Source organism: Mycolicibacterium celeriflavum, assembly GCF_010731795.1.
Taxonomy (GTDB): Bacteria; Actinomycetota; Actinomycetes; order Mycobacteriales; family Mycobacteriaceae; genus Mycobacterium; species Mycobacterium celeriflavum.
On the sequence record NZ_AP022591.1, the window covers coordinates 2,939,093 to 2,958,404 of the forward strand.

13 protein-coding genes are annotated in these 19,312 nt (G+C 68.5%); 8 read left to right on the plus strand and 5 right to left on the minus strand.

Going from position 1 to position 19,312, the window contains the following annotated elements; genetic code table 11:
* Positions 1–66: 66 nt before the first annotated feature.
* From G6N18_RS14380 to G6N18_RS14415, 8 genes are all read left to right on the plus strand, one after another.
* On the plus strand, positions 67–1,842 hold the full coding sequence (locus tag G6N18_RS14380; RefSeq protein WP_067226048.1) for an Hsp70 family protein: 1,776 nt from the start codon (positions 67–69) through the stop codon (positions 1,840–1,842).
* Between the two features lie 3 nt (positions 1,843–1,845).
* Entirely contained in the window at positions 1,846–4,389 is a 2,544-nt protein-coding gene (gene iniR, locus G6N18_RS14385) for an isoniazid response ATPase/transcriptional regulator IniR (RefSeq protein WP_083007164.1), read from the plus strand.
* A gap of 107 nt (positions 4,390–4,496) precedes the next feature.
* Positions 4,497–6,254, plus strand: a complete 1,758-nt coding sequence (locus tag G6N18_RS24735; RefSeq protein WP_083007168.1) for an Hsp70 family protein — start codon at positions 4,497–4,499, stop codon at positions 6,252–6,254.
* A gap of 138 nt (positions 6,255–6,392) precedes the next feature.
* The gene (locus G6N18_RS14395) at positions 6,393–9,428 is read left to right on the plus strand and encodes a heterodisulfide reductase-related iron-sulfur binding cluster (protein WP_083007170.1); all 3,036 of its coding nucleotides are present in this window, start codon (positions 6,393–6,395) and stop codon (positions 9,426–9,428) included.
* Between the two features lie 46 nt (positions 9,429–9,474).
* Positions 9,475–10,749, plus strand: a complete 1,275-nt coding sequence (locus tag G6N18_RS14400) for a pyridoxal phosphate-dependent aminotransferase (RefSeq protein ID WP_067225865.1) — start codon at positions 9,475–9,477, stop codon at positions 10,747–10,749.
* Between the two features lie 23 nt (positions 10,750–10,772).
* A complete protein-coding gene (locus G6N18_RS14405; RefSeq protein WP_083007173.1) occupies positions 10,773–12,035 on the plus strand; it encodes a YibE/F family protein in 1,263 nt (420 codons plus the stop codon).
* Positions 12,036–12,039: 4 nt separating this feature from the next.
* Complete coding sequence (locus G6N18_RS14410) at positions 12,040–13,665, plus strand: LuxR family transcriptional regulator (protein ID WP_234806278.1); 1,626 nt, start codon at positions 12,040–12,042, stop codon at positions 13,663–13,665.
* A gap of 92 nt (positions 13,666–13,757) precedes the next feature.
* The gene (locus G6N18_RS14415; RefSeq protein ID WP_083007177.1) at positions 13,758–14,567 is read left to right on the plus strand and encodes a class I SAM-dependent methyltransferase; all 810 of its coding nucleotides are present in this window, start codon (positions 13,758–13,760) and stop codon (positions 14,565–14,567) included.
* Between the two features lie 323 nt (positions 14,568–14,890).
* Here G6N18_RS14415 and G6N18_RS14420 read toward each other — a convergent pair whose 3' ends face one another.
* From G6N18_RS14420 to G6N18_RS14440, 5 genes are all read right to left on the minus strand, one after another.
* Positions 14,891–15,058, minus strand: coding sequence for a hypothetical protein (locus G6N18_RS14420; RefSeq protein ID WP_163689755.1), 168 nt, complete (start codon positions 15,056–15,058; stop codon positions 14,891–14,893).
* Entirely contained in the window at positions 15,046–15,405 is a 360-nt protein-coding gene (locus G6N18_RS14425; RefSeq protein ID WP_109749595.1) for a CocE/NonD family hydrolase C-terminal non-catalytic domain-containing protein, read from the minus strand. Before G6N18_RS14425 ends, G6N18_RS14420 begins: the two co-directional genes overlap by 13 nt.
* A 356-nt stretch (positions 15,406–15,761) precedes the next feature.
* A complete protein-coding gene (locus G6N18_RS14430; protein WP_083007180.1) occupies positions 15,762–16,505 on the minus strand; it encodes a maleylpyruvate isomerase family mycothiol-dependent enzyme in 744 nt (247 codons plus the stop codon).
* 45 nt (positions 16,506–16,550) lie between these two features.
* Positions 16,551–17,861, minus strand: coding sequence for a cytochrome P450 (locus G6N18_RS14435; RefSeq protein ID WP_083007188.1), 1,311 nt, complete (start codon positions 17,859–17,861; stop codon positions 16,551–16,553).
* A gap of 81 nt (positions 17,862–17,942) precedes the next feature.
* Entirely contained in the window at positions 17,943–19,280 is a 1,338-nt protein-coding gene (locus tag G6N18_RS14440; protein WP_083007182.1) for a UDP-glucose dehydrogenase family protein, read from the minus strand.
* Between the last annotated feature and the right edge of the window lie 32 nt (positions 19,281–19,312).

Here is a 19,312-nt window from a genome sequence, read left to right on the forward strand (position 1 = left end):
GGGCAGCTCCCATGATCGAGGGAAATGAGCCGCTATCGTGATGGACGGCTTAATGCAGAGGTGGAGATGAGCGACTCACTCGGGTTGTCGATCGGATCGACCAATTTGGTGGCGGCCCGAATCGGCCGCCCCCCGGTCATGCGCCGGTCGATCCTCACCGTGTTCGACGACCGCGCCCCGGAGGTCGGCATACCGGGCGAGAACCCGAACCTGAACCAACCCGGCATGGTGCTGAGCGGTTTCGTCGAACGGGTCGGCGATCCGGTGCCGTTGGTCGCTGCCGACGGCTCACCGCACCGCGGCGAGCGGGTCCTGGCCGAGGCGCTTGACGCGATGGGGCGCACGGTCGGCGGCGGTGCCCCCATCGTGATCGCGGTGCCTGCGCACTGGGGGCCGGCCACTGTCGACGCGTTGCGGGGCGCGCTGCGAGCCGCCCCCGGCCTCGCTCCCGGCGGGGCGGCGCCACCGCTGGTCGCGGACTCGGCCGCCGCGCTCGCCGCGCTGCAGGCCGCGCCGGGGCTGCCGTCGAACGGCGTCGTCGTGTTGTGCGACTTCGGGGGCAGCGGGACCAGCATCAGCCTGGCCGACGCGGGCGCCGACTTCGCTTCGATCGGCGAGACGGTCCGCTACCCCGACTTCTCCGGCGACCAGATCGACCAGGTACTGCTCAACCACGTCGTGGCCGGTATCGCGGCGGCCAACAACGCCGATCCGGCGGGCACCGCGGCGGTCAGCTCGCTGGCCCGGCTGCGCAACGAGGCCCGGCTGGCCAAGGAACGGCTGTCGGCCGAGACCGCCGCGGTCGTGCACGCCGAACTGCCCGGCTTCAACTCCGACATCCGGGTGACCCGTACCGAGCTGGAGCGACTGATCGACGAACCGCTCGCCGGCGTACTCAACGCCGTCGAGGAAACGTTGCAGCGCAACAACATTGCATTGGCCAACGTGTCGGCGGTCGCCACCGTCGGCGGCGGGGCGAACATCCCGCTGGTCACTCAGCAGCTGTCGACACGGCTGCGCGCACCGGTGATCACCACGCCGCAGTCCCAACTCAACGTCGCCGCGGGCGCCGCGCTGGTCGCCGACGCCGCTGACGCTGCGACCGGGATGGCTCCTGCGGCGGATGCCCCGACCGGGATGGCGCCGGCGACCATGGCCGCCGCCGCGTGGGCCGCCGGGGCGGCGGGAGTGGCGGCCGCAGGGGCGGCCGACGACGGGCCGGCCTCGGCGACGTTCCGGGCGCTGGCCTGGTCGCAGGACGAATCGCCGGCAGGCGAGCCGGTGCCGTATGCCGGTGACGATTACACGTTCGAACCGGGCATGACCGGTGCTCGCCCGGCGATGGAATTCGCCCACGAGGAAGAGGGATACGAACCCGAACCGGCACCGCTGCCGTGGTACCGACGGCCCACGGTGCTGTTCGGCGCGGCCGCCGCGGCCGCTCTGCTGGCCGTCGGTGGCCTCGCGGTCACGCTGACGAGCACCAGCGGCGAAACCGGACCGGTTACCGAGACCGCGACCACCGTCGAGACCGGCCCGTCGCCACAGCAGACGACTTCGGCAGCGCCACAGACGATCACGGTCACAGGATCGGACGGCCGGCCCAGCACCACCGTGGTGCCGCCGCCTCCGCCACCGACGACCACGACCACGTCGCCGACCACCACGGCAACGACCACCACGACGACGACCACGACCACCACGACCGCGCCGACCACCACCACGACGACACGGGCCACGACGACACGGCCGACGACTACTGAGCCACCGACGACGACCGAACCACCGGTCACCACGACGGTCGAGCCGATTCCGGACGTGCCGATTCCGGACGAGCCGTAGACCATGACCGCGTCGGACCCGCGGACCGACATCCCGCCAGCCGCGCGTGAAGCGGTCGCCCGGCTGACCGCAGCGCCGACCGAACCCGTCAAGCTCCTCGTGTCCGGAGGAATCGGCACAGGCAAGAGTTCGGTGTTGGCCGCGGTCCGGACTGCGCTGCGGTCCGCGGGCGCGGCGGTGCTGACCCGACCCCCGCGTGCCGGCGACGACCCGGGGGTTGCCGTGGTGATCGACGACGCCCACCTGCTCGACGACCAGGAACTCGAGCACCTCGCGGGCAGAGTCGCCGACCCCGCCTCGACCGTCGTCATCGGCGTCGAACCACTCGTGCACCGTCCTGCACTGCGCGCGCTGACGACGGCGGTCGAACGCGAGAACCCGATCGTCGCGCTGGGCCCGCTGCCGCCCGCGGAGGTTGCGCATCTCACCGCCGAAAAGCTCGGCGGCCCACCGGCATCCGACCTCGTCCGGTCATTGCTCGTCGCCACGGCCGGCCTTCCGTTCCTGCTGCAGCCGGCGATCGCGGCCGCCGCCGCTCCGGACGGTGAGCCACCGGCCACCGCGATCCTGCAGGCCGCGAAGTACGCGTTGATCGAGCGGCTGCGCCGGGTCGACGGCGCCACGCTCGACACGCTGCTGATGACATCGCTGAGCAGAGACCTCGGCCCGGACGACGTCGCGGCCGCGTTGCAGATGAGCGCCGAAGATGCCCACGCCGTGGTGGACCGCGCCCGCGCCACGGGGCTGATCGAGCCGTCCCACAGTCGCGCCTTCCTGCGGGCGCTACATCGATGCATCGCCCAGATCCTCGGCGCCGCACGCCATCACGACATCGAGGTGTCGCTGCTGGTGTCACAGCTCGAATCATCGACGCTGTCAGCTGAGTTGGCGCTTCAGCTGGCTGAGCACGGGTTGCGCGATGATCGGCTCGCCACCGCTCTGGCCGAACTCGCGTCCCGCAGCAATGGCCAACCAGCCAGGGCGGCAAGGCTTTACCGTGCCGCCGCCGATGCCGGAGCGACCACGCTGAGCTCGCAGCTGGCCGACGCGCTAGCGATGACCGGTGACTGCGCCACCGCGGGCCGGCTCACCGACGAACTGCTCGGCTCCGAAGACGCCGCCGAAAGGGCCGCCTCGGTGCGGATCGCCGCCAGCATCGCCGTCCACGACGGCAGCGCAGCGCAGGCCGCCGATCTGTTCCGCTGGCTGGGCCCCTATCCGGACGCGTTCGTCAGCGCGGCGGGCGCGGTGGTGTCGCTGGCCGCCGGCGACCTGCCCGCCGCTCGTGCGGCGCTGTCGGCCGAGACCACCGGTCCCCCGACGTCGACGGCGCGGGCCGCGCGCAGCCTCGCCGACGGGCTGCTGATGTCGCTGGAGGCGCCGTACCCCTCCGCGGTCGCCCGGCTGGGCCAGGCCATCACCGCGGACCAACCGGCGGCGGGCGTCGCCCCGGACACCCCGGCGGCGCTGGTGACGCTCGCCGCGCTGCACGGCGGCGATCCGGTGCGGGCCCGCAGCGTGATCGCCCGCGCCGTGCGCGCGGGACTGGAGGACGGCCCCGAGGCCGCACTCTTCGTCAGCCGCAGGCACCGGCTGCTGCTGGGCTGGGTGCGCATGCAGGACGGTCAACTACCCGCAGCCACCTCCGACGTCGCAACCGTGTGCGCCGACGCCGACGCCAGTTCCCCGCTGCACCGCCGCGACGCGTTGTGGGCGGCGGCGCTGCAGACCGCCATCGCCCGCCGCAGCGGCGACCCGGGCGCCATGCAGAAGCACTGGTACGCCGCGGTGGAGGTGCTCGCCGAGTACTCGACGGACCTTTTCTCGCTGCTGCCGCTCGGCGAGCTGTGGGTGGCCGCCTCCCGGATGCATCAGGTCGACCGGCTACAGCACGCCATCGACGAGGCGTTCGCGCTGCTCGGCTCGCTCGGCGATCCGGTGTTGTGGTCCGCGCCGCTGCACTGGGCGGGCGTGCACGCCGGAATCCTGGCCAACGCGCCGGACGCGGTCGCCCCGCACGGCCAGGCGCTGACCACCGCGGCCGCCCACAGTGCGTTCGCCAAGACGCTGGCCACCGCCGGGCGGGCCTGGTTGCGGGTGCTGGCCAACCACGTCGACGTCGACGATGTCACCACGGCGGCCCGGTTGCTGGCTCAGGCGGGACTGACCTGGGACGCCACCCGCCTTGCCGGTCAGGCCGCGCTGCAGACCCCCGATGGCCGCGTGTCCGGCGCGATGCTGCAGCTTGCCCGTGATCTGAAACAGACCGTCGCGGTCGACGAGGCCCCGGGTGTCGAACACCCTGCTGCCCCCGAAGCCCCGCGGGCGGGCGCCTCGCGGCCCGCGTCGTCGCGACTGTCCGACCGCGAACGTGAGGTCGCCGAACTGTTGCTGCTCGGCATGCCCTACCGCGACATCGGCGCGCAACTGTTCATCTCGGCGAAGACCGTTGAGCACCACGTCGCGCGGATCCGGCGACGACTCGGTGCGGAATCCCGCTCGGAGATGCTGTCGATGCTGCGGGCGATGTTGGCGCCACAGGCCTGAGGTCCCTAACGCCGCGCCATCCCCTAACCGAAATCCCCTAACCGGACCTTTCGACGACGGGTGTCGCACCGGATTCGTCGCTCCGGCCAGCGCAATAGCGTCGTGCCATGTTCAACGACCAGGCAACTCCCACCGCGCCGCTGGGGCTGTCGGTCGGCGCGACAAACCTCGTCGCGACGCGCGACGGGCACGCCGCGGCGGTCCGGCCCTCCGAGGTGACACTGCACGGGCAGCGGCTCACCGGTTTCGTCGACCGCATCGGCGATCCGGTGCCGCTCGTCGCGCCCGACGGCACCGCGCACCGTCCCGAGCAGTTGCTCGCCGAGGCGCTGCGCGCGCTCGCACCACCTGATGGCGCGGCCCGCCCGACGGTGGCCGTCCCGGCGCACTGGCGGCCGTCGGTCGCCGACACCCTGCGCCGCGTCCTCCATGACGAGGTGCCGGTGGTCTCCGACGCGACCGCCGCGTTGACGGCGCTGAACGCCGACCCCGGCCTACCGTCGCGCGGCGTGGTGGTGCTCTGCGACTTCGGCGGCAGCGGCGCCAGCATCACGATCGTCAACGCCTCGGCGAACCATGCGGTGGTCGGCGAGACCGTCCGGTTCGCCGACTTCTCCGGCGACCTCGTCGATCAGGCACTGCTGACCCATGTGATGGCCTCGATCACCACCGACGCCGACCCGTCCGGCACGGCGATGGTGGGGTCACTGGCACGGCTGCGCGACGAATGCCGCGACGCCAAGGAACGGCTGTCGGCGCAGACCGCGACGGCCGTCGCGGTCGACCTGCCCGGCCACCACGCCGACATCCGCGTCACCCGTACCGAGCTCGAACGGCTCATGGCGGGATCGCTGACGAATTTCCTTGCCGCACTTGACGATACGCTGGATCGCTACGGGGTTCCGCAGGCAGCCGTGGCGGCCGTGGCAACGATCGGCGGCGGCGCACGCATCCCGCTGATCACCCAGAGGTTGTCCGCACACCTGCGCGCGCCGGTGGTGACCACCCCGCAACCACACCTGACCGCCGCCGCGGGCGCAGCGCTGATCGCCCAGCGCAGCGGGGTCGTAGAAATCGCGACGACGCTGGCGCCTGCCGCCGAAGTCGCGACCGCGCTGTTCGACGCCGGAGCACCATCGAGCACGTTCGGCGCGCTGGCCTGGTCGCAGGACGACCAGGACGATGCGGAACTGACCGACTCCCCGGCCGCGTTCCGCCCCGAACTTCACTTCCAGCGCGAGGAGTGGCAGGAGGACGAAGCGGCGGCACCGCGGCGGTCTCCGCTCATCCTGTTCGGCCTCGCCGCGGCGGCCGCGGTGGTCACCACGGCCCTGTTCGGGGTCATGCAGCTACGTGACGACACCACCACCCCGGTCGAGGCGGCGACGACGGTCGCGCCGCCCCGCGCGCCTTCCGCGCCGGCTCCCACTCCTGCACCCCCGGCGCCGCAGGCCCCGCAAGCCACCACCGTCGTCGTCCAACCCGCGCAGCGATCCACCCCGCCCCAGCGGCAGACTCCCCGCCACGCCCCCGTGACGCAGGCGCCGGCGCCGGTCGCCACGCCGCCCACGACCGCGCCGCCGACGACTCCACCAACCACCGCGCCGCCCACGACCGCGCCGCCGACGACCACACCCCCTTCGACACCTCCGCCGGAGCCCCCACCGGCGTCCACACCCCCTTCGACACCTCCGCCGGAGCCCCCGCCGACGTCCACACCCCCTTCGACACCTCCGCCCATCGACCCGGGCCCGGGCGACGGCGAATCGGACGCCGGATCGACGCCCGAGAACCCCTCACCAAGCGACGAGGGATCCGGCGACGACCCCGCTCCCGTCGACCCCGATCCGAGCAACGGCCCTTAGTTAGGTCAACCTTCGTAGCGGCGCATCCCCGCAAGGTGCAACTATGAGCCCCGGACTTGAGCAGGCCCTGAGCTAAAGTTACTCGCGGGTAACATGCATTAAGTTACCCTTGGGTAACTTAGAAACGGGAGGCGCGCGGTGGATACCCAGATGCTGATCAGACTCGTCGTCGGCCTCGGGCTCACGGCACTGGTACTGGTCTTCGCCGCGAAACGCGTGCTCTGGCTGACGAATCTGATCCGCTCCGGGGCGCCGACCAGCGCGGAGAACAACCGCAAAGACAACCTCTCCACACGCATCACCACGCAGTTCAAAGAGGTGTTCGGGCAAACCCGGCTGCTGAAGTGGTCGATTCCCGGCATCGCACACTTCTTCACGATGTGGGGCTTCTTCATCCTCGCGTCGGTCTATCTCGAGGCGTACGGCCTGCTCTTCGACCACGACTTCCACATCCCGTTCATCGGCCGCTGGGACGCGCTGGGATTCCTGCAGGACTTCTTCGCCGTCGCCGTGCTGGCCGGCATCATCGTCTTCGCGATCATCCGGCTGCGCACCGAGCCCAAGGAGCACGGGCGCGACTCCCGCTTCTACGGATCGCACACCGGCGGCGCCTGGCTGATCCTGTTCATGATCTTCAACGTCATCTGGACCTACGCGCTGGTGCGTGGCGCCGCGGTCAACACCGATGCCCTGCCGTACGGCAACGGCGCGTTCTTCTCCCAGTTGATGGGGTGGGTGCTGAACCCACTGGGCCACACCGCCAACGAGTGGATCGAAACCATCGCGCTGCTGCTGCACATCGCGGTGATGCTGGTGTTCCTGCTGATCGTGCTGCACTCCAAGCACCTGCATATCGGTTTGGCCCCGATCAACGTCACGTTCAAGCGGCTGCCCGACGGCTTGGGCCCGCTGCTGCCCGTCGAATACGAGGGCAAGGAGATCGACTTCGAGGATCCGCCCGAGGATGCGGTGCTGGGCCGCGGCAAGATCGAGGACTTCACGTGGAAGGCCTACCTCGACATGACCACGTGCACCGAGTGCGGCCGCTGCCAGTCGCAGTGCCCGGCGTGGAACACCGGCAAGCCGCTGTCGCCCAAGCTCGTGATCATGAACCTGCGCGATCACCTGTTCGCCAAGGCGCCCTACGTCCTCGGCGACAAGGAGTCCCCGCTCGAGAACACCCCAGAGGGCGGTCTCGGTGAGGAAGTGCGCGGCGAGAAGCACTCCGAGGAGCATTCGCACGAGCACGTCCCGGAGTCCGGTTTCGAGCGGATCATGGGCTCGGGCCCCGAGCAGGCCACCCGGCCGCTGGTCGGCACCGAGGAGCAGGGCGGCGTCATCGATCCCGACGTGCTGTGGTCCTGCACGACGTGCGGTGCGTGCGTCGAGCAGTGCCCGGTCGACATCGAGCACATCGACCACATCGTCGATATGCGTCGCTACCAGGTGATGATGGAGTCGGAGTTCCCCGGCGAGCTCGGCGTGCTGTTCAAGAACCTGGAGACCAAGGGCAACCCGTGGGGCCAGAACGCCAAGGACCGCACGAACTGGATCGACGAGGTCGACTTCGACGTGCCGGTGTACGGCAAGGACGTCGAGTCGTTCGACGGCTTCGAGTACCTGTTCTGGGTCGGGTGCGCCGGCGCCTACGAGGACCGCGCAAAGAAGACCACCAAGGCCGTCGCGGAGCTGCTCGCCGCCGCGGGCGTGAAGTACCTGGTGCTCGGCGAGGGCGAAACCTGCAACGGCGACTCGGCCCGCCGCTCGGGCAACGAGTTCCTGTTCCAGCAGCTGGCCGCGCAGAACGTCGAGACGCTCAACGACCTGTTCGAGGGCGTCGAGCGGGTGGACCGCAAGATCGTGGTCACCTGCCCCCACTGCTTCAACACGCTCGGTCGCGAATACCCGCAGGTCGGCGGCAACTTCACGGTGCTGCACCACACGCAGCTGTTGAACCGGCTGGTCCGCGACAAGAAGCTGATTCCCGTCACTCCTGCCGACGGTGGGATGGACATCACCTACCACGACCCGTGCTACCTGGGTCGGCACAACAAGGAGTACTCGGCGCCGCGTGAGCTGATCGGCGCGTCGGGGGCGAAGCTGACCGAGATGCCCCGGCACGCCGACCGAGGCCTGTGCTGCGGCGCCGGCGGCGCGCGGATGTGGATGGAAGAGCACATCGGCAAGCGCGTCAACGTGGAACGCACCGAAGAGGCGATGGACACGGCCTCGACGATCGCGACCGGCTGCCCGTTCTGCCGCGTGATGATCACCGACGGTGTCGACGACGTCGCCGCTTCGCGCAACGTGGAGAAGGCCGAGGTTCTCGACGTCGCTCAGCTGCTGTTGGGCTCTCTCGACAAGACCGCGATCGCGCTGCCCGAGAAGGGCACCGCGGCCAAGGAGGCCGAGGAACGCGCCGCCGAGCTGGCCGCGCGGGCGCCGGCGGTCAAGGAGGCGCCGGCCCAGGCGGAGACAGAGGCCGAGCCGGAGCCCGTGGCACCCCAAGCCTCCACGGCCACTGAAACCAAGCCGGTCACCGGCCTCGGCATCGCGGGCGCCGCCAAGCGACCGGGAGCGAAGAAGGCCGCCCCCGCCGCGGACAAGCCTGCTGCCGCGGCGGCACCTGCGAAGGGGCTGGGTCTCGCGGCCGGGGCCAAGCGCCCCGGCGCCAAGAAGGCCGCGGCGACGCCGACCGCTGAGGCACCCGAGGCTGAGGCACCCGAGGCAACGGCCAAGCCGGAGCCCGAGGTGAAGGGCCTGGGTATCGCGGCGGGCGCCAAGAGGCCGGGGGCGAAGAAGGCCGCCAAGACCCCCCACGCGGGGGAAGCCACCGTCACCCAGCCGCCGAACGTCGACCCGGACAAGGCGGTGCCCGGCTCCAAGACCGACACCGCGGACTCGGATCGAGGCTTGGACGGAAAGCCCGAGCCCGAAGTCAAGGGCCTGGGCATCGCGCCAGGTGCCCGTCGTCCCGGCGCCAAGAAGGCAGCCCCGGCAGCACAACCGGCCGCTGCACCGAAACCCGCTGCGGCACAATCGGAGTCGACAGACGGCGACGAATCCGGCGCTGCCACTGAGCCTTCCGACGCCGACAATGGAGACAAAGCGGCGCCGCCACCGGTGAAGGGTCTCGGCATCGCCAGGGGCGCCCGCCCGCCGGGCAAGCGCTGACCCCATGAACAGCGTTTTTCGTTAATCGCTGGACAGCAGTGAGACTATGGAGGGCGTGACCACCCACCAGGTGCCGATCCATGCCACGGGGCACAGCCCGCGGCAGCGCACGTTCACGCAGTCTTCCAAGCTGCAGGACGTTCTGTACGAGATCCGCGGTCCGGTGCACGAGCACGCTTCGCGCCTCGAAGCCGAGGGCCACCGCATTCTCAAGCTCAACATCGGCAACCCGGCGCCGTTCGGCTTCGAGGCGCCCGACGTGATCATGCGCGACATCATCCAGGCGCTGCCGTATGCGCAGGGATACTCCGACTCCAAGGGCATCATGCCGGCCCGGCGCGCGGTGTTCACCCGCTACGAACTCGTCGAGGGATTCCCGAAATTCGACGTCGACGACGTCTATCTCGGCAATGGCGCTTCAGAGCTGATCCAGATGACGCTGCAGGCGCTGCTCGACAATGGCGACCAGGTGTTGATCCCGGCGCCGGACTATCCGCTGTGGACCGCGTGCACCTCGTTGGCCGGTGGCACCCCGGTGCACTATCTGTGCGACGAGACGCAGGGCTGGATGCCCGACATCGCCGATCTGGAATCCAAGATCACCGACCGCACGAAGGCGATCGTCGTGATCAATCCGAACAACCCGACCGGCGCGGTATACCGCCGCGAAACCCTCGAGCAGATCGCCGAATTGGCGCGTGAGCACCAACTACTGCTGCTCGCCGACGAGATCTACGACAAGATCCTCTACGACGACGCCGAGCACATCGCGATGGCTTCGGTGGCCCCCGACGTGCTGACCCTGACCTTCAACGGGTTGTCGAAGGCCTACCGGGTGGCCGGTTATCGGTCCGGTTGGCTGGTGATCACCGGACCCAAAGAGAACGCCGGCAGCTTCATCGAGGGCATCAGCTTGCTCGCGAACATGCGGTTGTGCCCGAATGTTCCTGCGCAGCACGCGATTCAGGTCGCCCTCGGCGGACATCAAAGCATCGAGGACCTGGTGCTGCCGGGCGGCCGGCTGCGCGAACAGCGCGACGTGGCCTGGCAGATGCTCAACGAGATACCCGGCGTCTCATGCGTGAAACCCCAAGGGGCGCTTTACGCTTTCCCCCGCCTGGACCCCGAGGTCTACGACATCGTCGACGACGAGCAGCTGGTGCTGGATCTGCTGCTGCAAGAGAAGATCCTCGTCACACAGGGCACCGGCTTCAACTGGCCGACACCGGATCACCTGCGCATCGTGACGCTTCCGTGGTCCCGCGATCTGGCCAACGCCATCGAGCGGCTGGGTAACTTCCTCGTCAGCTACCGACAGTAGCGGCCTTCTCTACGCTGTAGTCCGTGACGCACTCGCACGGACACTCGCATTCTCTGCAGGGTCCAGCGCCGCTGGGGCCGATGGCCGCGAAAATCGTCGTCGGCCTGTTGATCGTGATCGGGTTGGCCGTCCTGGTCGGTGCGACCTGGCTGTGGCCGAGCCAGCAGAAGACCGACATCCCGCTGCCGTTCCAGAACGCCGAAGGCGGCGCGGTCACCACCGAATCGGGCCACGTGGTGTCCAGCAGTAAAGCTGTCTGCGGCGGGCCGGCCGTGGGAGCGGTGCTGACGACCGAACCGGTACCGGTCGAGGGCGACGCGGCCAACTGCGTGCACTCGTTCGTCGCGATCGACTCCGGCCCGAACGAGGGCGCCCACACACTGCTGCAATTCAGCGGCGGAGCGGGGCAACCCCAGCTCGCGGTCGGTGACCAGATCCGCATCACCCGCCAGGTCGACCCGACCGGCACGACGACGTACTCCTTCTATGACTACGAACGGGCCTGGCCGTTGACCGGGCTGGCCGCGGCGTTCGCGGTGGTGGTCGTCGCGGTCGCCGGATGGCGCGGGTTGCGTGCGTTGGTCGGCATCGTGGTCGCTTTCGCGGTTCTCGTCGTCTTCATGCTGCCGGCCTTACGGGACGGTGCCGCAGCCATTCCCGTCGCGTTGGTGGCGTCGGCGCTGATCCTCTACGCGGTCATCTACCTGGCGCACGGCGTGAGCCTGCGCACCAGCGCGGCGCTGCTCGGCACGTTGACATCTCTGCTCCTCGCAGCGGTATTATCCTGGGCCGCAATTGAATTGACTCACCTCACCGGCCTGTCCGAGGAGGAGAACAACGCGGTCGCCACCTACCTCGGCAACGTATCGATCACCGGGCTGCTGCTGGCCGGGTTCATCATCGGGTCACTCGGCGTGCTCAACGACGTCACGGTCACGCAGGCGTCTACCGTGTTCGAGCTGGCCGAACTCGAGGGGGCCTCGCGGCGGGCGATCTTCGTGGGCGCCATGCGGGTGGGTCGTGACCACATCGCGAGCACGGTTTACACCCTGGTGCTGGCCTATGCGGGCAGTGCGCTGCCCTTGCTGCTGCTGTTCAGCGTCGCCAACCGAGCCCTCGGCGACGTGCTGACCAGCGAGAGTGTGGCCATCGAGATCGCCCGCTCGGCGGTCGGTGGTATCGCGCTGGCCATGTCGGTCCCGCTGACGACGGGCATCGCCGCGGTGCTGGCGACGCCTACCGGCCGACGATCGGCACCTGTGTCGCCTCACAATGCGCCAGACTGAGATGATGGCGGCCACCGACAGGGCGCAGGACGCCTTTGAACACCGGGCGTGGCCCGAGGTCTACGACACCCTGATCCAGGCCAGCGCGCAGCGCGATCTCGATGCGAACGATCTCGAACGCCTCGCCATTTCCACCTACCTGCTGGGAAGGGACGAGGAAAGCACTCGAGCCTGGGAACAGGCCTACTCCGCACACTTGGCGCGCGACGACCCCGGCCGCGCCGCAGAGTGCGGGTTCTGGCTGGCGCTCACACAGCTGCTTGCAGGCAACGGCGCACGCGGCGGCGGATGGCTGGCGCGGGTAGGCCGGCTCGTGGAGGACGGCAAGCTGGACTGCGCCGCCCGCGGTTACCTACTCGTATCCGCGGGCCTTCAGTTGTGGACGAGTGGGGACTCGGCCGAATCTTTTGCGATGTTCGCCGAGGCCGGCAGGATCGCTGCACGGTTCGCCGACCCGGACCTGGCGGCCCTCGCTCGGTTGGGGCAAGGTCAGGCGTCGGTCACCGGCGGTGAGACGGCGCGGGGCGTCGCGCTGCTCGACGAAGCGATGGTGAGCGTCACCGCGGGCGAAGTGTCGCCCATCCCGGCCGGCATCGTCTACTGCGCCGTCATCGAGACGTGCATGGGCGCGTTCGACCTGCGGCGAGCAACCGAGTGGACCGTGGCATTGAGCGAGTGGTGTGACGCCCAGCCTGGCCTCGTCCCCTACCGCGGCCAATGCCTCGTGCATCGCGCGCAAATCTTGCAGATCCACGGCGAGTGGTCCAAGGCGACGACCGCTGCCCGTCAGGCCTGCGCACACCTGTCACACCCGACGCCACACCCTACTTTCGGGCTGGCCGCCTACCAGCAAGCGGAGCTGCACCGGCTGCGCGGGGAGTTCGACGACGCTGAGGCCGCATACCGGCAGGCCCACCAATCTGGACGAGAGCCGTTGCCCGGCTTGGCCTTACTCCGAATGGCCGAGGGAAAACTCGACGCAGCGACGACCGCCATCCGCCGCGCGGTGGACGAAAGCTCAGATCCCTTCGGCCGGCCGGCCGCATTGGCGGCTCACGTTGAGATCATGCTCACGAGCGGCGACGTCGCGGCAGCGCGGACGAGCGCCGACGAACTCTCCGGGCTCGCGGAAACCATCAACGCTCCGTTCCTGCGCGCGGTCGCCGCTCACGCCGACGGGTCGACGCTGCTGGCCGAGGGCGACGCCGCTGGGGCGCTTGCCGCCTTGCACCGCGCATCAGCCGGGTGGCGGGACCTGGCAATGCCTTACGAAGCCGCTCGAACTCGGGTCCAGTGCGGGCTGGCGTGCCGGGCGCTTGGCGACTTCGACTTCGCGGCAATGGAATTCGACGCGGCACGTGACGGCTTTCACCGGCTCGGCGCCAAGCCAGACATGCGACGCTTGGCCGAACTCGTCGGGAGCCCGCAGGGGCCGAAGGGCATGCTGACCGCACGCGAATGCGAGGTGTTACGGCTTGTCGCTGCCGGCAAGACCAACCGAGAGATCGGTGCGAGCCTCGTGCTCAGCGAGCACACCGTCGCGCGCCATCTGCAGAACATCTTCACGAAGCTCGGCTTGTCGTCCCGGTCGGCGGCCACCGCTTACGCCTACGAGCAACACCTCGTCTGAGGGACGAGTGGTCAGAACTGACCACTGGCATCGCAGCGAAATGGTCGATTCGGTCGACGCGGCGAGAGCGTTGCCGTTCGTACCGTCTCACCATGTCTCAACAAGTTGATTACCGTGACCTCCGGCGAACCGAAGCTGATAATTACGCGACAAATTTCGTCCCGCTCATTCCCGCGCCGTTGGCCGACGATCTCATCGAGGCGGCCGCACCCGAGTCGGGTGAATATGTCGTCGACATCGCGTGCGGAACCGGCGTCGTCACCCGTCTGGCCGCCGAGCGGGTGGGACCCACCGGGAAAGTCGTCGGAGTGGATCTCACCCCTGAAATGCTGGAGGTTGCCCGCGCAAGCGCCGCACCGTCCGGTGCCGTAATTGAGTGGCGGCAGGGAAGCGCCGAAGCTCTCCCGCTTGCCGATGAGTCCTACGACTTGGCGTTGTGTCAGCTCGGGCTGATGTTCTTTCCCGACCGAGCCGCGGCAGTGAGCGAGATGTGGCGGGTGCTGTCGCCGGGTGGCCGCGTCGCCGTCAACGTGCCCGGAGCGATGCCGCGACTGTTCGAGATCATGGCTGACGCTCTTGGCCGCCACATCAATCCTGATCTCCCCGGTTTCCTTCGGGCGGTCTTCTCAGTGAGCGAAACTGAACTTCGCCGGCTGTTGGACGGCGCTCACTTCCAAGACGTGACCGTCAAGACCGTGACGAAGGCGTTGCGACTCCCGCCACCGGCCGAATTCCTTTGGCAATACCTCGAAGTCACACCTATAGCGGGCCTCGTCTTAGGGACGGATGACGGCCACCGACGAAGACTCGAAGACGACGTCGTCGCGCGCTGGCAAGACTTCGTCCACGACGACGAACTGGTTCTCGAGCTGTCAGTCGCTATAGCCACAGCCCGAAAGTAGTTGGTACTCATGCCATCCCTAGCAACATTCGGCGCCGCCGCGGTACTAGCGTCCAGGCTCATCTTGGGAATCACAACAAGCACACTCGAAGACCCCGCCACTGGCATGCGCCAAACGCACGGGGCTCGATTGGGTCCGTTATGAAGCGTGCGTACCCACCGCTTATCTGTAACGTCTCACGCGGATTGCGTTGTTTAACCTGACCTTTGCGTCAGTGTCATGTATAAGACGTTGCCCTAAAACGGGTCTTGTGGCCTACATGTAACCGGCGATCAAGCTTCGTGAGTGGACAGCTGCCCTCCGCCGGTTCCTGGCGGCTTGGCTCAGCCTAGGTGCGCGGTTAGCAGGAGGGCCGGCAGAGACTTTCGACCGTTGGGTTCATCCCAGAGCAGTACGAACCAGCCGAACAGCGAGATGATGACGGCGGCGCTGCGCCAATACGGGTGGAACGCAACGATGAAAACACCTGCGAAGAAGATCAGCGCGCCCATCTTCGGCTTGCATTTCTTGCTGCACCGGTCAGGATCGGCAAATTGAGAACAGATGGATAGTCGGCGCCCGTGTGCAGCACATGCGCAGCTGTGTTGTTGAGAAGATCGTGCCCGTTGACGAGGTGCTGTACGGGCCAGCGGTAGATATCGGCACCGGCGACGGTGAGGCGCAGTGTCTCGCCACAGTTGAAATATGCTGTGAATAGCAAGATCTCGATGTCGAGGCGGACAGGTGCGCCGACAGGTAGGGGAAGATCACGCTGATGGGCTTGAACTGGGCGGTCCGCGGTGCCCGAACGGTTAACCCGCGACACGGTGGCCAGTCTGCAAGCCCAAACCCAACGCACACCCGAAACCCGTTACAGATAACGTCGCGGAAGATCTCTACATCGAGGGCAAAATCGACAAGGGCACCCTGTTATCTGCGGACGAGGGCTGCTGTGTTAATAACGGCGGTCTATGGGTGGACGACCTTTAAACAGGCGAAGGACACTGCGAGGATCCTCCACCGAACGAATTTCCTGCTCCTCCTGCCGGGCAGCTGCAACAGATAGCGGGTCCAACCGAGGCCACACAGGTTCCGCCGCCTCCCGCCAGCCCAGTAGTCACGCTTCCGAGTCTGCTGGCGGTGCAAACCCCGTTGAGCGCAACAGCCGTTAGCGCTTTAGCGTGTCGCATTGGTCATGGCCGAGAAGGTACGCCGTCAGAACGACGTCCGCTCCAGCCACTGGTCCCAGACAGCGGCATCGCCCAGCACTTCGACGCCGAGTTCGGCGGCTTCGCGCCGGCGGGTGATCGCCAGCAGCAGGTCAGTGGCGGTGCCGCGCAGGGCGGCGTCGGCCTTCGTGTGGTTGTGCGACCACCAGACGCCTTCCTCGTCATGGACGATGGTCCACTCGCCGGTGGGTCCGAGCCCGTCGTCGGCGGCGTGCATGTGGATGGTCCTGCCGCGGTCGAGCGCGGGTTGCGTCGTATTGCCCGCCATCAGCTCGACCCATTCGCTGATCGCATCGGCGGCGAGGTCGGGCGGCGGGTCGTAGTCGACGCCGAGCGCCAGCGCCGCATCCGCGTGGTGGACGGTCACCTCGTGCAGCCGTCGACGAATCCACCAGCCCGCCGGGCGCGGACCGCGGAAGGTCCACACCCGAGTGGCGGGGCCCGCCCGGTCGACCGCGTCGACGATCAGCCGCGCCCCCTGGTTGAGCCAGTCGGCCGCACCGTCGGGGTCGTCGGGCGGCCTGCCGCTGCGCACTTCGCGCGGATCGAGCGGAGCCATCCGGCGTTCGGCGATGATCTGTGCGGCCCAACGATTTCCGCGCCCGACATGACGGAACAGTTGTTTGAGCGTCCACTCGGGGCAAGTCGGCACGGGCGTTGACGGGTCTGCACCGCGGATCAGTTCCCCGAAGGCCCGGGTCTGGTCGAGCAGCGCGGCTCGGAAATCCACGTTCCGAACGTACTCAATACTCGATGCGGAAACCGCCCGATCGCGTCAGGACGCCGAACTAATCCGTGCGCGAGCAGTTCCCAGCGCAATCGGCAGCGACGCCCACCCGCGCAGCACCCGGGTCTCGCGCCTGCTGCCGGCACCGGCCAGCCGCGCATCGGGGAAGCGCTCGAAGAACGTCCTCAGCCCGACCTCGCCCTCGGCGCGCGCCAACGCCGCTCCCAGGCAGAAGTGCCTGCCACCGGAGAACGACAGATGCCTGCCGGCGTTCTCGCGTTCGAGGTCGAAGCGATGCGGGTCGTCGAACACGTTGGGGTCGCGGTTGGCGCCGGCGATGTAGAGGATCACGCCGTCGCCGGGCCGGACCCTCATGCCCGCGATCTCGGCGTCCTTCTTCGCCACCCGTGCGGTGAGTTGCACCGGGGGGTCGAGCCGCAGGATCTCCTCGACGGCGGTGGGCCACAACTCCGGACGCTCCGACAGCGTGTCCAGGTGCCACGGGTGGTCGAGCAGCATCCGAATTCCGTTGCCCAGCAGGTTGACCGTCGTTTCGAAGCCGGCCGCCAGCACCAGTCCCGCGGTTGCCATCAACTCACGCTGGTTGAGCCGGGCGCCTTCGTCGGACGCCACGATCAGCTGGCTCATCAGATCGTCGCCCGGATGGCGGCGCAGCTCTTCGAGATGCTCGGAAAGCCAGTCGTTGAAGCCTTCGACGCCCCGGTAGACGTTGCGGTACTGCGTCCAGGTCAGACCGATGTCGAGACTCGGCGCACCGAGCTCGCCGAACTGCAGGATGCGAGGCCTGGCCTCGTCGGGAACACCGAGGATGTCACCGATCACGGCGACCGGCAGCTGCGAGCAGTACCGGTCGACCACGTCGACGGTTCCGGCGCCTGCGAGGTCGTCGAGCAACGAATCGGCGGTGGTCTGCACCCGGTCCCTCAGTGCGGCAACGGCTCTGGTGGTGAACACCGAGGACACCAACTTGCGGTAGCGGGTGTGCTCGGGCGGTTCCACCGACAGCATCGACGGCGGTTCCAGCGGATACAGCAGGCCGGTCTTGGTGCGGTTCGCGACCCATTGCAGCGGCTTGGGCAGGTTCGATCCGATCGGCATCACGTGGTAGTCGTCGGACCGCAGCAGGTCGCTGGCGATCGTGTGGTCGACGGTGATGTGCATGACGGCGCCCTTGACCACCGGCCCTCGCGCGCGCAGTTCCTCGGTGAACGCCACCGGGTCGACGCGCACCGCCGGGTCGGCGATCAGCCTGCCCTGCACATCCCCACGGCGGGCGAGCAGCTTCGAGGCGCCGCGCACGAATCCGTGTACGGCGAGCCATCGGATCCGGTGACGGATGGGTCCGGCCCGCCGTGCCGGACGAATCGGTTCCACGTGGCCCTCCTTGACCCGATTGGCGTTCGGTCAGGTGGGCCCAGCCTACCGACCGGGCGAGACCGCCCCCCTACCGAGGCAGTGCACCTGCCAGCCGGCTTGGGTCCAGCGGTCAACATCGAGGCAATTGCGGCCGTCGACAACCACTTTCGCGTGCACGATGTCGGCCAGGTCGGCAGGGTCCAACTCGACGAACTCGCGCCATTCGGTGAGCACCAGCACGGCGTCGGCGCGTGCACAGGCTTCGGTGACCGATGTGGAGTAGGTCAGCGTCGGAAACACCCGCCGTGAGTTCTCCATCGCCTTAGGGTCGTACACGCTGACGGTGGCGCCGTTGAGTTGCAGCATGCCCGCGACGTTGAGCGCGGGCGAGTCACGCACGTCGTCTGACTCCGGCTTGAACGCGGCGCCGAGCACGGCGATGTTCGCGCCGAGCAACGAACCGCCGCAGGCGGCGGTCGTCAATTCGACCATCCGGGTGCGCCGACGCATGTTGATGCTGTCCACCTCGCGCAGGAACGTCAGTGCGTGGTTGGCACCCAGCTCGCCGGCACGCGCCATGAACGCGCGGATGTCCTTGGGTAGGCAACCCCCGCCGAAACCCAGGCCCGCGTTCAAGAACCGGCGGCCGATCCGCGAGTCGTAACCCAGCGCGTCGGCGAGCAGCGTGACATCGGCGTCGACGGCCTCGCAGACCTCGGAGATCGCGTTGATGAACGAGATCTTGGTGGCCAGGAAAGCGTTCGCGGACGCCTTGGCCAACTCAGCGGTCTGCAGATCGGTGACCAGCAGCGGCACCTGCTGGGCCAGCAGCGGCGCGTACAACTCGCGGATCGCCGCCTCGGCCGACGTCGAGTTCCGTTGCACCCCAAGCAGGATGCGGTCGGGATGCAGAGTGTCGTGCACGGCGAAGCCCTCGCGAAGGAACTCCGGGTTCCAGGCGATCTCGACGTCGACCCCCTCCGGCGCGAGTGCGCGCGCCCGGTCGCCGAGTTCGGCGGCGGTGCCCACCGGCACCGTCGACTTGCCGACGATGACGGCCGACCCTCGCAGCCGCGGCACCAGCGTGTCGATCACCGCGTGCACGTGGCGCAGGTCGGCGCCGTACTCGCCTTTCTTCTGCGGCGTGCCGACGCCGAGGAAGTGCACATCGGCGAACTCGGCCGCGGCTTCGTAGTCGGTGGTGAACGTCAGCCGACCGGCGGCGAGGTTGTCCCTCAACATGTCTCGCAGGCCGGGCTCGTAGAACGGGATCTCTCCGGAGGCGAGTTTGGCGACCTTGCCCGCATCGACGTCGACGCCGATCACCTCGTGGCCCAACTCGGCCATGCCGGCCGCGTGGGTGGCTCCGAGATAACCGGTACCGAAGACGGTGCACCGCATACGGCCTTGATATGCGGCCGGGATGAGCTAAC

Excerpts from the sequence above, each read along its gene's own strand:
- G6N18_RS14380 (WP_067226048.1), top strand. The coding sequence starts at position 67 with ATGAGCGACTCACTCGGGTTGTCGATCGGATCGACCAATTTGGTGGCG.
- iniR (WP_083007164.1), top strand. The coding sequence starts at position 1,846 with ATGACCGCGTCGGACCCGCGGACCGACATCCCGCCAGCCGCGCGTGAA.
- G6N18_RS24735 (WP_083007168.1), top strand. The coding sequence starts at position 4,497 with ATGTTCAACGACCAGGCAACTCCCACCGCGCCGCTGGGGCTGTCGGTC.
- G6N18_RS14400 (WP_067225865.1), top strand. The coding sequence starts at position 9,475 with ATGGAGGGCGTGACCACCCACCAGGTGCCGATCCATGCCACGGGGCAC.
- G6N18_RS14410 (WP_234806278.1), top strand. The coding sequence starts at position 12,040 with ATGGCGGCCACCGACAGGGCGCAGGACGCCTTTGAACACCGGGCGTGG.
- G6N18_RS14415 (WP_083007177.1), top strand. The coding sequence starts at position 13,758 with ATGTCTCAACAAGTTGATTACCGTGACCTCCGGCGAACCGAAGCTGAT.
- G6N18_RS14420 (WP_163689755.1), bottom strand. The coding sequence starts at position 15,058 with ATGGGCGCGCTGATCTTCTTCGCAGGTGTTTTCATCGTTGCGTTCCAC.
- G6N18_RS14440 (WP_083007182.1), bottom strand. The coding sequence starts at position 19,280 with ATGCGGTGCACCGTCTTCGGTACCGGTTATCTCGGAGCCACCCACGCG.